The sequence below is a fragment of the Micromonospora sp. RL09-050-HVF-A genome, from assembly GCF_019374995.1.
GTDB classification, from domain to species: Bacteria; Actinomycetota; Actinomycetes; order Mycobacteriales; family Micromonosporaceae; genus Micromonospora; species Micromonospora antibiotica.
Genome location: NZ_JAGKQP010000002.1, coordinates 4851333 through 4866054, shown reverse-complemented (window position 1 = coordinate 4866054; position 14722 = coordinate 4851333). Strand labels below are relative to the sequence as shown.

Here is a 14722-nt window from a genome sequence, read left to right as displayed (position 1 = left end):
ACATCGTTGTCCCGGTGCGGTAAGACAGGATGGGACGCGGCGCACACCGGCGGCGTCCCGGGTCGTCGCGCCCCACCTAAGGCGGCGGCACCATCACGCGGCACAGGGAGCGGAATGGTCGACAGCGGGCACGGGCGACGACAGCGACGACGCAGGGTCCCGGTGATCTCCCCGGTGCTGCGGCCGGCGCTCTGGTCGGCGCTGCTCGGCGCGGTCGCCGCGATGGTCCTGGCCACCCCGGCCTATGCCGAGCCGCCGCTGCCCAACACCGTCCCGGACACCGGTTCCCGGCCGGTGGTCACCGGCGGGTTGCAGCTGCCCGGCGCGGCGACGTCCGGCTACCCGCTCCCGGGCCAGCCCAGCTACCCGACCCTGCCGGTCGGCGGGCTACCGACCAGCCCGCTGCTGTCCCAGATCGACACCCTGACCGCGCAGAACGGTCAGCTCGCCGACCAACTCCTGCAGTTGCAGAAGCAACGCGACGACGCACGGGTCCAGCTCACCGGCGTCCAGGGTGAGCTGACCCGGGCCCGGGGCGCGCTGACCGTGGCGGAGCGGCAGGCCAACGCCGTCGCCGCGAACGCCTTCAAGGCCGCCGCCGCCCTGCCGCCCGGTGAACTGGCCCGCGACCTGCACGGGCTGAGCGTCCTGCAGCGGGTCTCCCGGGGGCAGCAGGCCGACGACGAGACCACCGCGGCGGCCGGCGAACTGTCCCGGGCCCGGACGGCCGAGCAGGTCGCCGCCCAGGCGGTCACCGCCGCCACCGACCGGGTCCGGCGGGCGGAGGAACAGTTCGCCGCCGTGCAGAAGGCGCTGCGCGACAACGACGCCAAGATCGCCAAGCTGCGCGCGGACAACCAGGCCCAGCTCATCGCGCTGGAAAAGCAGCAGGAGGCCGCCGAGCAGAAGCTGGGTGCGGCGTACGTCGAGGGGCAGAGCAGCACCGGGCTGAACGCCAGCCCGCAGGCGCTCGCCGCCGTGCGGTACGCGCTCGCGCAGCTCGGCGACCCCTACCTGTGGGCGGCCGAAGGCCCGGACCGCTTCGACTGCTCGGGGCTGATGTGGGCCGCCTACCGGTCCGCCGGCTATTACGACCTGCCCCGGGTCGCCCGCGACCAGTACTACGCCACGCGGAGCCGGACGGTCTCCCAGGCGGCCCTACTCCCCGGCGACCTGCTCTTCTTCGCCTCGGGCAGCAGCTGGACGACCATCCACCACGTCGCCATGTACATCGGCGGGGGGCGGATGGTGCAGGCGCCACGCAGCGGGGACGTGGTCAAGATCTCCCAGGTCCGGTGGTCCGGTCTCTACGCCGCCACCCGGGTCGTCGGCGCGGTGAACACCCCCGGTTCCCCGATCACCCAGGTCCCGACGCCGTCCCCGACGCCGAAGCCCACCACCGCGTCGCCGAAGCCCACCACGCCCTCCCCGAAGCCCACCACCGCGTCGCCGAAGCCGCCCACGCCCCGGCCGACGTCGACCACCGCACCGACGAAGCCACCGACGCCGAAGCCCACGCCCACGCCGAGCAAGAGCCCCGACCCGACACCGAGCGTCTCCGGCACCGGCACCGGCACACCGGACAGCAGCACCAACCCGACCACGGCCGGCAGCACCGGCGCCCCGGAGAGCAGCCGGTCGGCGTCCACCTCCGCCTCGGCGAGCACCGGGAGCTGACCGACCGCCACCGTTGCGACCACCCTCGGCACTCCGACTGTGCCGACGGGGCGAGATGTGGCACGGTGACACGAGGCACATCCGGTCGCCGTTCACAGGGCACGGGTGCGAGGGTGCGCGGAGGGCGATCATGGCTGAGCAAGAGGTTCCGGTGCGACACGTCGACCAGGGATCCGTGCCCGACCCGGCCACCGGCAGCCCGGACCGACCCGTCGTGTCCGCCGACGCCCCCGACCGGTCCGGTGCCGCGACCTCCGACCCCCCGGGCCGACCCACCGAGGTCTCCGGCCGGCCCACCGGAACCGCCGACACCCCGGCCCGGCCAGGTCCGGCCGCCGACGGGTCGGCCCGGCCTGGCCCGACCGCCGACGGGTCGGCCCGCGCCACGGCCAGCGTGCACACCATGACCGTGCCGCCCGAGGGCGACGAACTGCCCTCCGGGGTGGCCACCGCGACCACCTACCGGGCGGGCAGCCCCACCGCCGCCGGCCCGTCCACCGTCCCCGCCTCGCGAACACCCGAACCGGGTGACCCGGCTCCCGGCGGTTCGGGCCCGGTCCGCCCGGCCACCCCGGGCGGTGTTCCCGAACAACGCGGCGGATCGGACGGCGGGACGGCCCGGGCCAGCGTTTCGGTCCCCGGGCTGAGTCGCATCTCCGCCGCCGAGGCCGAAGGCGCGGCAGCGGGCGCGGGGACCCGGCCCGGTGACGCGGCCCCCGGGGTGTACCGGTCGGCACCGGTCAGCCCGGAGCCGCCCGAGCCGGCGCAGCCCCCGACCCCGGCCCAGCCACCCACCCCGCCGACCCCGGGGCAGCCCTCCACCCCACCGGCCCCGGTCCAGCCGCCCACCCCGGACCCGGAGCCCGCCCCGAGCCGTCGCCGGCCCCGCGGCCGTCGCCCGTTCCCGAGCCGGCCCCGAGTCCCACGCCGTTCACCCCCGAGCCGCCCGCGCCCGGCCCGTTCCCCGCGCCGGTCCCGCCGCTGCCCGGCCCTCCGCCGGGTCCCACCCCGGTCCCGCCCGGTCCGGTCCCACCCGTGCCGGGGCCGCCGGTGCCGCCCCCGGGTCCGGTGGTGCCGCCGTCGCCGGCACCGCCCGGCCCGATGCCGGCGCCCCCGTTCCCGCCGCCACCGGCCATGCCCGGCCGCGCGACCCCGACCGTCCGGGCCAGCGCCTCCGCGGTCGTCCGCACCGCCGCCGGCACCGCCAATCCGCCCCCGCCGGCACCGCCAATCCGCCCCCGCCGGCACCGTCGGCCCGCCCGCCGCCGGCACCACCAGCCCGCCCGCCGCGACACCGTCAGCCCCGGCACCCGTCGCCTTCACCGCGCCCACCTCGGCGCCGCCGTCCGTGTCCGCGCCCCGCTCCCGCCGGCCGCTGCCGTCACCCCACCCGCATCCCCGCCCCCACCCACCTTCACCCCACCGGCGTCCGCGCCCCCGGCACCGGTGGCGAGCACCGGGTCGGGTGCCGTCGGCGCGACCACCCCGACGTTCCGGGCCCCGGTCGTGCCCGACCCGTCCGCTGACGGGGCGACGTCGGCGCTGCCGGTGGTGCCGGCACCCGCACCGCCCGAACCACCCCGCTTCGCCCCCGCCCCGGTCGGGACGACCGACGGCGTGGCCCGCCCCGCCACCGGCACCTCGTACCGGGGCGGTCCGGACCTGGCGAGCATCGGCTACGGCGGCACCGACGGCCCGGGGCACTCCACGATCGCGTTCCCGGCAGCCAACCCGGTAGAGAACTCCGGCTCGCTGACCGGGCACATCCTGGCCCAGGGGTGGTCCGACACGCCGGCCCCGCGATCCCGGACCACCCGGGTGGTGATCGTGCTCGCCGCTTCACTCGGGCTGCTGGTCGCGATCAGCGTGCTGGTCGTCCTACTCGCCAACGACGTGATGGACGGGCTGGTCGGCAACATGCTGTCCGAGTGAGGCCGGGCCGACGGGGGCGGCACGCAGGTGCTGGTGGGCGTATCCGTCGGGCGGACGAGGCCCACCGGATCGGGGTGAGTCCGCCCACTACCGGCTCGGGGTTCACTGGCGGCACCGCCGGATCGCCGTACACTGGTCGGGATCACTGACCTGGCGCGCGTGGCGTGCCCCTGGGCGATCTTGCGGGCGATTCGGCGGCGTACCTCATGCTGCGGCGGGCCATCGCGAAGATGCGCCCCGCTCGAAAGGCCTTTCTTGACCACCTCTGTTGACTCCGGCACCATTCCGTCCGCCCACGACCTGCCGACCGGTGACGCCACCGGCAACGAACCCGCTCCGGCCGCCCCCGTCGTGGGCTTCGCCGACCTGGGACTGCCCCGGCAGCTGGTCGACACCCTCGCCCGGCAGGGCATCACCACCCCGTTCGAGATCCAGCGGGCCACCCTGCCCGACGCCCTCGCCGGCCGCGACGTGCTCGGTCGGGGCCAGACCGGCTCCGGCAAGACCCTCGCCTTCGGCCTGCCGATCATCGCCCGGCTGGCCGAACGCAACCGGGCCCGGCCGCTGCACCCGCGCGCCCTGGTCCTGGTCCCCACCCGCGAGCTGGCGATGCAGGTCAACGACGCGCTGCTGCCGCTCGGCAAGGCCGTCGGGATCTTCCTCAAGACCGCCGTCGGCGGCGTCCCGTACGACCGGCAGGTCGACGCGCTGCGCCGGGGTGTCGAGATCGTGGTGGCCACCCCCGGCCGGCTCGGCGACCTGATCAACCGGGGCGTCTGCGTCCTGGACGACGTCGAGGTGACCGTGCTGGACGAGGCCGACCAGATGGCCGACATGGGCTTCCTCCCCGAGGTCACCGAGTTGCTCGCCAAGACCCCGGCGAACGCCCAGCGGCTGCTCTTCTCGGCCACCCTGGACGGTGACGTCGACACCCTGGTCAGGCGGTTCATGACCGACCCGGTGACGCACTCCACCGCCCCGTCGACCGCGTCGGTGTCCACCATGGACCACCACCTGCTGTTGATCCCGCCGCACGACAAGTTCGCCGTGGCGGCGTCGATCGCGGCCCGCCCCGGCCGGACCATGCTCTTCGCCCGTACCCAGCTCGGGGTCGACCGGCTGGTGGAGCAGCTCGGCGCGGTCGGCGTACGGGCCGGTGGATTGCACGGCGGCAAGACCCAGCGGATGCGTACCAAGACCCTCGCCGAGTTCAAGGAGGGGCGGATGGACGTGCTGGTCGCCACCGACGTGGCGGCCCGGGGCATCCACGTCGACGGGGTCTCCCTGGTGCTGCACATCGACCCGCCGAAGGACCCGAAGGACTACCTGCACCGGGCGGGTCGTACCGCTCGGGCCGGCGAGTCGGGCGCGGTGGCCACGCTGGTGCTGCCCAAGCAGCGGCGGACCACGCTGGCGATGATGGAGAAGGCCGGCGTGTCCCCGGCGGAGACCCGGGTCCGGGTCGGTGACGCGGTGCTGACCGAGCTGACCGGGGCCCGTGAGCCGAGCGGCGTCCCCGTCGTGGTCCGCGAGGAGCCCGAGCCCCGCCGGCACGGTGACCGCCCGCGCCGCTTCGGCGACCGGGACTCCCGCAGCTACGGCGGCAACCGTGACAGCCGGGGCTACTCCGGCAGTCGCGACAGCCGGGGTCACGGCGGCGACCAGGGCTACGGCGCCCGGCCGGCCGGCGAGCGGAGCTACGGCGACCGGCCCACCGGCGACCGGGGCTACAGCGCCCGGCCCAGCGGCGAACGCGGCTACGGCGGCGACCGGGGTTACGGCACCCGACCCACCGGCGACCGGAGTTACAGCGCCCGACCCACCGGCGAGCGCGGCTACGGCGACCGGCCCAGCGGCGACCGGAGTTACGGGGATCGCGCACCGGCCGACCGGGGTTACGGCGACCGCAGCGACAGGCGTTTCGGTGACCGGGGCGAGCAGCGTTTCGGTGACCGGGACACCCGGGGCGAGCAGCGTTCCGGGGAACGCCGGTTCGGTGCCGGTGAGCCGCGTGCCACCGACCGTCGGGGCGGGTTCCGCACCGAGGGCCGGGTCCGCGACGACCGGCCGCGTGACGACCGGCAGGGCTTCGGCGGTCGGCCCCCGGCGCGTACCCACTGATCCGTGCTGTCCGACGCCGCCCCGGAGCCCGCGCTCCGGGGCGGCGTTCGCGCATGCGCTGCCGGCTGCGTCCGGCTGGCGTAACGTCCGGACCATGGCACGATCACTGTTCTGGAGCCGGACGGACACTGCCGGGGCCGAGTACGCCGTCCTCGACGACGGCCCCCGGTTCGCCGCGCACGGCACCCAACTGGCCGTCGACCCGGTCCCCCACACCTGCCGCTACCGGCTGGTGACCGGCGCGGACGGGGGCACAGACTCGCTCGCCGTGGAGGCCGAGGGGGCCGGTTGGTCGCGGACCGTACGCCTGGAACGCGGGACGGACGGCTGGCGGGTGACGACCGGCGAGCAGGGCGACCTGGACGCGGTGCTGCGGGCGGCCGGGCAGCCACCGGCCGGCCTACCCGGCATCGAGGACACCGACCGGCTGCACGACGCCGTCGACGTCGACCTGGCCGGCTCGGCGCTGTTCAACAGCCTGCCGATCCGCAGACTGGGGTTGGCCGGGGCGACGTCCAGCACCGAACACCGGATCACCGTGGCCTGGGTGCTGACGCCGAGCCTGGAGGTGGTGGCCGGCGAGCAGGTCTACACCGCGCTCGGGCCGGGTCGGGTGGGTTTCACCAGCGACACCTTCCGCACCGAGTTGGAGGTGGACGGCGAGGGGCTGGTCCGGCACTACCCCGGCCTCGCCGACCGGGCGGACCTGGGCTGATCCCGCCCTCGCCGGGGAGCCGGCGGACGGCTGGGGTGGGCTCGGCCTGTCCGAGGAGCAGCATGGTCGGCAGCCGACCGCACGGCGGCTGGAGCCCGCCGGGTTACGGCCGCTACCCGGCGGCGCGGCACGTCCACGGTGTCGACCGCGGTGGGACTGCCGGCCAGCCACCGCGACGCCGTCAGGTCGGCCAGTCGCCGGTGGTGAGGAACCGGTCGATGGTGGCCAGGTGCGGGGTCAGGTCGAGGCCCTGTGCGGCCACCCACCCGTCGTCGTAGTAGGTGTCGGTGTACCGCTCCCCGGCGTCGCAGATCAGGGTGACCACCGAGCCCGTCCGACCCTGCGCGAGCAGCTCGGCGATCAACCCGAACGCGCCCCACAGGTTGGTGCCGGTCGAGCCGCCGACCCGCCGGCCGAGCACCGCCGAGCCGGCCCGCATGGCGGCCAGTGAGGCGGCGTCCGGCACCTGGGTCATCCGGTCCACCACCGAGGGGAGGAAGGACGCCTCGACGGTGGGTCGACCGATCCCTTCGATCCGGGAACCCCGCCCGGTGCGTACCGACCAGTCGGCGGCCTGCCACGCCGGGTAGAACGCCGAGTTCTCCGGGTCGACCACGCAGAGCTTGGTGGGCAGCCGCTGGAAGCGGGCGTACCGGCCGATGGTGGCACTGGTGCCGCCGGTGCCCGCACCGACCACGATCCAGGCGGGCACCGGGTGCCGTTCCAGGGAGAGCTGGGCATAGATCGACTCGGCGATGTTGTTGTTGCCCCGCCAGTCGGTGGCCCGTTCGGCGTAGGTGAACTGGTCCATGAAGTGCCCGCCGCTGTCCTCGGCGAGCCAGCGCGCCTCGACCACCACCTTGGCCGGGTCGTCGACCAGGTGGCAACGCCCGCCGTGGAATTCGATCTGGGCGATCTTCTCGGGTGAGGTGGAGGCGGGCATCACGGCGACGAACGGTAGCCCGAGCATCCGGGCGAAGTACGCCTCGGAGACCGCCGTCGAGCCGGAGGACGCCTCGATCACCGTGGTCGCCGGCCCGATCCAGCCGTTGCAGAGCCCGTAGAGGAACAGCGATCGGGCCAACCGGTGCTTGAGCGAGCCGGTGGGGTGCACCGACTCGTCCTTGAGATAGAGGTCGATCCCCCACTGCCGGGGCAGCGGGAACGGCAGCAGGTGGGTGTCGGCCGACCGGTTGGCGTCGGCCTCCACCGCGGCGATCGCCTCGGTCACCCAGACCCGGCTGGCCTCGTCGCACCGCTCCAGATGAGTCACGACGGCAACGGTACAAGCGAGGTCGGCTCGCGTTCGGGTCGACCCGGCATCCGCCGCCGACGGCGGGGACGGCCACGCTGCGCGTACGGCCGACGGGAGGGGGACCGGTGGGTGGCGTGCCGGCCGGTCAGGAGGCCGGCGGGTCGATCGGCTGGGGCCGGTTCTCCCACTTGGTCGACAGCGCGATGCCCGTGCGGGTGGAGGCCACCCCGGGGGTACGGCTCAGCCGCACGATCAGCTGCTCCAGCTCGGCGATGGTGCCTACCCGAGCCTTGAGCAGGAAAGACTCGACGCCGGCCATGAAATAGCAGGATTCGATCTCGGGCATCTGCCGGAACGTCTCCAGCACGTCGTCGGTGTCCCCGCCGGAGTCCTCGACGATGCCGATCAACGCGGTCACCCCGAGGCCGATGGCTTCCGGCTCGACCTCGGCCCGGTAGGCCCGGATGACGCCGCTGGACTCCAGCTTGCCGACCCGTTCGTGCACGGCCGGCGCGGAGAGGCCGACCTGCCGGGCCAGCTCGGCGTACGACAGGCGGGCGTTACCGCGCAGTAGTTCGACGAGGCTCCGGTCGATCGCGTCCACGGAGGGTGAGCCTATCCGTTGGGGCGTAACGTCCGGCGACCGGCATCCGTTGGATCTGACAGCAGGTGACAGTTCGCAGACCGACGGTCAAGGGAGTCCCGCGCCGGTACCATTTACTAACTTCCCACTCCGTGCGTTTTTCGCGTTTGGCGGACAGGCCAGTTCGCTGGTGCTGTAATTGCCATACGTCCCTCATGACGGCTCTGGGCTCGCACCGGCCGGGGGCAGTGTGTTCAGCCGAGGGCTTCGTCGACGCGAGGAGGGGGCTGTGGACACTGGAGATCGCCTGCTGACACCGGGTGAGGTCGCCGCACTGTTTCGGGTGGACCCGAAGACTGTGACGCGGTGGGCGGCGGCCGGCCGGATAGGCAGCATCCGGACTCCAGGCGGGCATCGCCGGTTTCGGGAATCCGAGGTGCGGGCCCTGCTGGAAGGGGAGGGCATGTTGGACGAGGCGGATGACATGGGCAAACCACGCAATGTGGGCCCAGCCGCCTCGACCGGGCCGGGTCCGGCCAATGCCGGGATGTACTGAATGGTGCGAGACGGACGCGCGGGCCGGCCGAAAGGTCCGGCCCGCCGCCGCTTGACCGGGTAGCGGCCGGCCGGGACCGATCGTTGCGCCCCGACACCCGTCCCGGTCGACGACGGCGACCGGCCACACGGCTCGGTAGACGGCAGCAGCCAGGCACATCTCCCGGCGGCCGGGCACAGTTCCGGTCGCCCGGAACCGGCCGGGCACACGTTCCGGCGGCCGGGCACACGTTCCGGTCGACGGCGGCGGTCGTGGTGGTCAGCGCCCGGCGGCCAACTGGCCCGCCCAGCGCCGGAACAGGGTGTGCGGCACCCCCAGGGCGTCCAGCACCTTGCCGGCGACGAAGTCGACCAACTGCTGAGCGGTGGCCGACGCCCCCGCGCCGTAGAAGCCGGGGCTGGCCGGCAGCACCACCGCACCGGCGTCGTGCAGCGCGATCAGGTGTTCCAGGTGGCTGCGGGTCACCGGGGTCTCCCGGGGCACCAGCACCACCGGCCGCCGCTCCTTGAGGTTGACCTCGGCGGCGCGTTGCAGCAGATCCTTCGACAGGCCGATGGCGATGCCGGCGCAGGCCGCCGTGCTGGCCGGCACCACCGCCATCCCGCGTACCCGGTAGGAGCCGCTGCTCGGGCCGGCCGCGATGTCGCCGGCCGGCCAGTGTCGTACGTCGTCGCCCGTCAGGTCGCGGCCCAGCCAACCGGCGAGGTCCTCGGCCCAGTGGCCGTCCCGGAACGGCCGGCCGGTCTCGTCGAGAACGGTCAACCGGGCGGCCCGGGACACGATCAGATCCACCGGCTGCCCGGCGTCGAGCAACCCCCGGACGACGGCCGCCGCGTACGGCGTGCCGGACGCCCCCGAAACCCCCACCACCCATGGTTCGCGCATATGCCCAGCCTGCCTGGTGTACGCCGGCAGCCGCCGCCCACCCCCGCAATCGCCCGTCCGCTCCGGCGGTCACACTCTCCGCGCGTCCCGACCCGACGACCGCATCACGGGGCGGGACCGGTTGATCCACTCACCGTCGTCATGCCTGCGGACCAGGCGTTCGTCGACCAGCCCGGACGGCGCGTCAGCGGCGGACCTGCGATGCTGCGATCGGATGATCCACATCGTACGGGGGAGACATCGGTAATGGTCGACGAGATCCTCTGGTCGTTACGGTCGGCGTGCCCGATCCCTCCCCGGCTCTCCCCGTACGCCGAGGGGGTGCAGGACTGGTTGTTGGACCGCTTGCCCCGACTGGGCCTGCCGTTGGGCACCGAGGCGTTGCACCGGCTCGACCGGGCGGGCTTCGCCCGGTACGCCGGCCGCCTCTATCCGGACGCGAGCGAACCGGACCTGCGTACCGTGGCCGCCCTGTTCACCTGGTTCTTCCTGGTCGACGACGCCTGCGACGGGCCGGACCGGCTGCCCTCGGAGCAGATCCGGGCCCTGCGGCGAGGGACGCTGACCCTGCTGCACGACGGCCCCCGACGGCGACACCCGAACTTCGGTGGTCCGCTGCGCCGGCTGCTGGTGGAGGCGTGGCGGGCCCCCGCCGCCGGATGCCGGCGCGCTGGCGGCTGCGGTTCGCCGACGCGGTCGGCGACCATCTGGACGGCAACTGGCGGGAGGCGGTGGCGAAGGAGAACGGGCGGGTGCCCGGGGTGGCCGAGTACATCGCGCTGCGCCGGGCCACCTCGGCGGCGTACGTGTCGTATCCGCTGATCGAGTTCGTCGGGGGCCGGGTGCTGCCCGACGCGGTGTACCACCATCCACTGCTGCGCCGGATCGGCACCCTCGGCAACGACCTGCTCTCCTGGTACAACGACCTCGCCTCGATGGAACGGGACCGGGTCACCTCGGGTGGGCACAACCTGGTGCTGGCGCTGGCCGCCGAGCGGAACGTGCCGGTGGCGGAGGCGGTGGAGCTGGTCGCCGAGCGGTGGCGAGACACGATGGCCCGCTTCCAGGCGCAACGCGCCGCGGTCCCGTCGTTCGGCCCCGCGCTGGACGAATCCGTCACCGCCCACCTCGACGGCATAGCGAACGCCGTCCGCGGCACCATCGACTGGACCCTGGAAAGCGCCCGCTACCCCACCCACCCCTAACCCCCACCCACCCTGCGCCGCCCGGCCCGCCCCGGCCCGCCCTGCCCCGGCCCGCTCCGCCCCGGTGATCAAGAGGTTTGCGTCAACTTGAAGATCAAAGTTGACGCAAACCTCTTGATCACCTGACGCAAACCTCTTGATCACGGGGGGCGAGGGGGAAGGGGGAAGGGCAGGGGGCAGGGGCGAGGGGAGGGGGCGGGGTCAGGCGCGGAGGTTGAGACGGAGTACCAGGTCGAGTAGGGCGAAGGCGAACAGGGCGATGCCGACGAAACCGTTGGCGGTGAAGAAGGCCCGGTTGACCTTGCTGAGGTCGGTGGGGGTGACCACCACGTGCTGGTAGCCGAAGGCGACCGCGGTGAGCGCCAGCCCGATCCACCAGGGCCAGCCGTAGCCGACCAACGCACCGAACCAGATGAACAGCGCGAACGTCACCACGTGCGCCACGGTGGAGGCGTGCAGCGCGAAGCGGCGGCCGTAGCGGGCGGGAACGCTGCGTACCCCGATCACCCGGTCGACCTCGTCGTCCTGGCAGGCGTAGATCAGGTCGAAGCCGCCGATCCACAGGCCGACGGCCGCGCCGAGCAGCCAGGCCGGCCACGAGCCGGCGAAGGTGCCGGTGACCGCCAGCCACGCGCCGACCGGGCCGACCGCCTGCGCGATGGCCAGGATGGCGTGCGGCCAGTCGGTGAACCGCTTGCCGTACGGGTAGACGACCAGCGGGATCACGGCGAGCGGGGCGAGCAGCAGGCAGAGCGGGTTGAGCAGGGCGGCGGCGGCGAGGAAGACCACCAGCGCGACGGCCGCGCCGGTCCAGGCCGTCCGCACGCTCACCGCCCCGGTGACCAGTTCCCGCCCGGCGGTACGCGGGTTCCGGGCGTCGATCCGCCGGTCGAGGATCCGGTTGGCGGCCATGGCGAACGTCCGCGCCCCGACCATCGCCACGGTGATCAGCAACAGGTCGAGCCAACGGACCCGACCGCCGTTGACCTGCATCGCGGTCAGCGCCGACAGGTAGGCGAACGGCAGCGCGAAGACGGAGTGCTCGATCGCGACGAGCTTGAGGAAGGACTTGACCCGGCCGGGGCGGGGGGCGGGCGCGACGGCGGTGGCCATCAGATGCCGTACTCCTTCCAGCGCTTGTCGACCAGGGAGGCGACCTCCGGCGACATGGTCATCTCCTCCGGCCAGCCCCGGGTGTAGCCCTCGGTGGGCAGCTTGCGGGTCGCGTCGACGCCCACCTTGCCACCCCAGAACTGCTGGTATGACGAGTGGTCGAGGTGGTCCACCGGGCCCTCGGTGAGCAGCAGGTCGCGGGCGTAGTCGACGTTGCCGAAGGCCCGGAACGCGACCTCGTTGTAGTCGTGCACGTCGCAGTCGGAGTCGACGATCACGATCAGCTTGGTCAGCGACATCAGGTGCGCGCCCCAGATGGCGTTCATCACCTTCTGCGCGTGCTTGGGGTAGCGCTTGCGGATCGACACGATCGCGCAGTTGTGGAACACCCCGGCGGCCGGCAGGTCGTAGTCGACGATGTCCGGGATCATCAGCTTGAGCAGCGGCTGGAAGATCCGCTCGGTGGCCTTGCCGAGGCCGTGGTCCTCCTGCGGCGGCTTGGACGTGACGATCGAGTGGTAGACGGGGTTGCGCTGCATGGTCATCGTCTCGATGTGCAGCACCGGGAACGGCTCGACCGGGGTGTAGAAGCCGGTGTGGTCGCCGAACGGGCCCTCGGGCAGGCGTTCGCCGGGTTCGAGGTAGCCCTCCAGCACGATCTGCGCGTGCGCCGGCACCTGCAACGGCACGGTCAGGCAGTCGACCATCTCGACCCGTTCGCCGCGCAGGAACCCGGCGAACAGGTATTCGTCGATGTCACCGGGGAGCGGCGCGGAGGCGGCGTAGCTGACCACCGGGTCGCAGCCGATGGCGATGGCGACCGGGAGGCGCTGGCCGAGCCGTTCGGCGACCGCGTGGTGGGCGGTGGAGTCCTTGTGGATCTGCCAGTGCATGCCGAGGGTGTTGCGGGAGTGCTGCTGGAGCCGGTAGAGCCCCAGGTTGCGTTTGCCCGTTTCCGGGTGCTTGGTGTGGGTCAGCCCGTAGTTGTGGAAGATCCCGCCGTCACCCGGCCAGACCTGGAGGCCGGGCAGCCGGTTCAGGTCGACGTCGTCACCGGAGTAGACCACCTCCTGGCAGGGGGCGGTCTTGACCTTGCGCGGCGGCACCGACTTGAGCTGCATGACCTTGCCCAGGCCCTCGCGGATGCCGGACCAGCCGACCGGCAGCTCCGGCTTGATCAGCGCGCCGATCCGGTCGCCGATCTCGTCGAGCGATTCGACGCCGAGCGCCATCGCCATCCGCTTCTCGGTGCCGAACAGGTTGATCGCCACCGGCATCTCACCCCGGGTGGGCCGCTCGAACAGCAGCGCCGGCCCGCCGGCCCGGACCGTCCGGGTGACCACCTCGCTGATCTCCAGCGTGGGGTCCACCGGGACGGTCACCCGCCGCAGCTCGCCCGCGCGCTCCAGCGCCGCGAGAAAGTCCTTGAGATCGGTGTACGGGAAGCCACGAGCCGCCATACGGCCAGTCTCCCGCACCCCCGCCGGCACCGCCCACGCCGGGTGGGGCCCGGCGGTGTGCGTCTCCCCACCCGGGCCGGCACGCCTCCCCGCACCGGCGGGTGCGTCTCTCCGGCCGGCGGCTGGTCGTTGCACGGGTGACGGTGGGGCGGGTGCCAGCCGGCGACGTCGGGACGGGGGCGGGGGTCGGGATGGGGGCGGGGGTCGGGATGGGCGACGGACGGGTTCCGGCGGGGTTCACCGAGCAGCGGGCGCAGGTCGGTGACGTGGCGATCAACTACGTCCGGGGCGGCCGGGGACCGACCCTGGTGCTGCTGCACGGCTATCCGCAGTGCTGGCGGATGTGGCGGGCGCTGCTGCCGGAACTGGCCGCGACGTACCAGGTGGTCGCGCCCGACCTGCGCGGTTTCGGCGGCAGCGACGCCCCACCCGACGGGTACGACAAGAAGACAGTCGCCGCCGACCTGCACGGGCTGCTGACCGGCCTGGGCCTGGCCGACGACATCCGGCTGGTCGGTCACGACGTGGGCACCATGGTCGCGTACGCCTATGCCGCCGCGCACCCCGACTCGGTGTCCCGGCTGGTGCTGACCGAGGCACCGATCCCGGACGAGAGCATCTACACGTTTCCCGCGTTGACCGAGGCCGGGCCGGCGGTGTGGAACTTCGGCTTCTTCAGCCTCACCAACGGCCTGCCGGAGGAGCTGGTCGCCGGCCGGGAGGCGCGCTGGGTGGACCGCTTCACCGACTCGATCATGGTGAACAAGGGCAGCATCGGTGCGGACGACATCGAGGAGTACGCCCGGCACCTGACCGACCCGGCCCACCTGCGGGCCAGCTTCAACTATTTCCGGGCCTTCGCGCAGGACGTCAAGGACAACGCGGCGTACCGGGAGAATCCGCTGCCGATGCCGGTGCTGGCCGTCGGCGCGGCGGCCAGCCTCGGCGGCCAGGTCGCCGACCAGGTGCGCCGCTACGCCCGGACGGTCGACGGCCGGGTGGTCACCGACAGCGGCCACTGGCTGTTCGAGGAGCGCCCGGCCGAGCTGACCGCCCTGCTGCTCCCCTTCCTGCACGACTGACAGCCCCGGTCCGGCGAGATCGGGTCGGCCCGGGATGTCGGAATGTCGGCCCTCGGGGGCATCATCTTCCTCGATGCCCCGCCCCGGCCCGGCGTCGGTGACGCGTGCCGTCCCGGCGTCGTGCGGCAAGGCATCTCG

The 14722-nt window shown here is 73.5% G+C and carries 13 protein-coding genes; 8 read left to right on the top strand and 5 right to left on the bottom strand.

The annotated features are described in order from the left end of the window. Positions 1-114 precede the first annotated feature (114 nt). From J7462_RS21505 to J7462_RS21490, 4 genes are all read left to right on the top strand, one after another. Entirely contained in the window at positions 115-1677 is a 1563-nt protein-coding gene (locus J7462_RS21505) for a C40 family peptidase (protein WP_219465816.1), read from the top strand. Positions 1678-2778: 1101 nt separating this feature from the next. Then, positions 2779-3609, top strand: a complete 831-nt coding sequence (locus tag J7462_RS32445) for a hypothetical protein (protein WP_255599275.1) — start codon at positions 2779-2781, stop codon at positions 3607-3609. 255 nt (positions 3610-3864) lie between these two features. Next, positions 3865-5730 carry a DEAD/DEAH box helicase gene (locus tag J7462_RS21495; protein WP_219465815.1) on the top strand — a complete coding sequence of 622 codons (1866 nt, stop codon included), beginning with the start codon at positions 3865-3867 and terminating at the stop codon, positions 5728-5730. Positions 5731-5824: 94 nt separating this feature from the next. Then, a complete protein-coding gene (locus J7462_RS21490) occupies positions 5825-6445 on the top strand; it encodes a putative glycolipid-binding domain-containing protein (RefSeq protein ID WP_219465812.1) in 621 nt (206 codons plus the stop codon). A gap of 181 nt (positions 6446-6626) precedes the next feature. On the opposite strand, the gene J7462_RS21485 is transcribed toward J7462_RS21490, so the two are convergent. Further along, positions 6627-7718, bottom strand: coding sequence for a PLP-dependent cysteine synthase family protein (locus J7462_RS21485; RefSeq protein WP_219465810.1), 1092 nt, complete (start codon positions 7716-7718; stop codon positions 6627-6629). 127 nt (positions 7719-7845) lie between these two features. Then, entirely contained in the window at positions 7846-8304 is a 459-nt protein-coding gene (locus tag J7462_RS21480; protein ID WP_208565476.1) for an Lrp/AsnC family transcriptional regulator, read from the bottom strand. A 268-nt stretch (positions 8305-8572) separates the two neighbouring features. Between J7462_RS21480 and J7462_RS21475 the strand changes: the two genes are divergently transcribed. Further along, on the top strand, positions 8573-8839 hold the full coding sequence (locus tag J7462_RS21475) for a BldC family transcriptional regulator (RefSeq protein WP_084261470.1): 267 nt from the start codon (positions 8573-8575) through the stop codon (positions 8837-8839). Between the two features lie 258 nt (positions 8840-9097). On the opposite strand, the gene J7462_RS21470 is transcribed toward J7462_RS21475, so the two are convergent. After that, positions 9098-9724 carry a UbiX family flavin prenyltransferase gene (locus J7462_RS21470; protein WP_208565475.1) on the bottom strand — a complete coding sequence of 209 codons (627 nt, stop codon included), beginning with the start codon at positions 9722-9724 and terminating at the stop codon, positions 9098-9100. Positions 9725-9970: 246 nt separating this feature from the next. Between J7462_RS21470 and J7462_RS32440 the strand changes: the two genes are divergently transcribed. Together J7462_RS32440 and J7462_RS32435 are read left to right on the top strand one after the other, a co-directional pair. Continuing rightward, positions 9971-10546: a hypothetical protein gene (locus J7462_RS32440; protein ID WP_255599274.1), complete on the top strand. Its 576-nt coding sequence runs from the start codon at positions 9971-9973 to the stop codon at positions 10544-10546. Further along, complete coding sequence (locus J7462_RS32435) at positions 10432-10929, top strand: terpene synthase family protein (RefSeq protein WP_255598872.1); 498 nt, start codon at positions 10432-10434, stop codon at positions 10927-10929. Before J7462_RS32440 ends, J7462_RS32435 begins: the two co-directional genes overlap by 115 nt. 201 nt (positions 10930-11130) lie before the next feature. Here the strand turns inward: J7462_RS32435 and mqnP are convergent, their stop codons facing one another. Further along, the gene (gene mqnP / locus J7462_RS21460) at positions 11131-12042 is read right to left on the bottom strand and encodes a menaquinone biosynthesis prenyltransferase MqnP (RefSeq protein WP_219465809.1); all 912 of its coding nucleotides are present in this window, start codon (positions 12040-12042) and stop codon (positions 11131-11133) included. Further along, positions 12042-13502: a menaquinone biosynthesis decarboxylase gene (locus J7462_RS21455; protein ID WP_219465808.1), complete on the bottom strand. Its 1461-nt coding sequence runs from the start codon at positions 13500-13502 to the stop codon at positions 12042-12044. Before J7462_RS21455 ends, mqnP begins: the two co-directional genes overlap by 1 nt. Positions 13503-13711: 209 nt before the next feature. Here J7462_RS21455 and J7462_RS21450 point away from each other — a divergent pair, with 209 nt between their 5' ends. Continuing rightward, complete coding sequence (locus J7462_RS21450) at positions 13712-14584, top strand: alpha/beta fold hydrolase (protein WP_219465799.1); 873 nt, start codon at positions 13712-13714, stop codon at positions 14582-14584. Positions 14585-14722 lie beyond the last annotated feature (138 nt).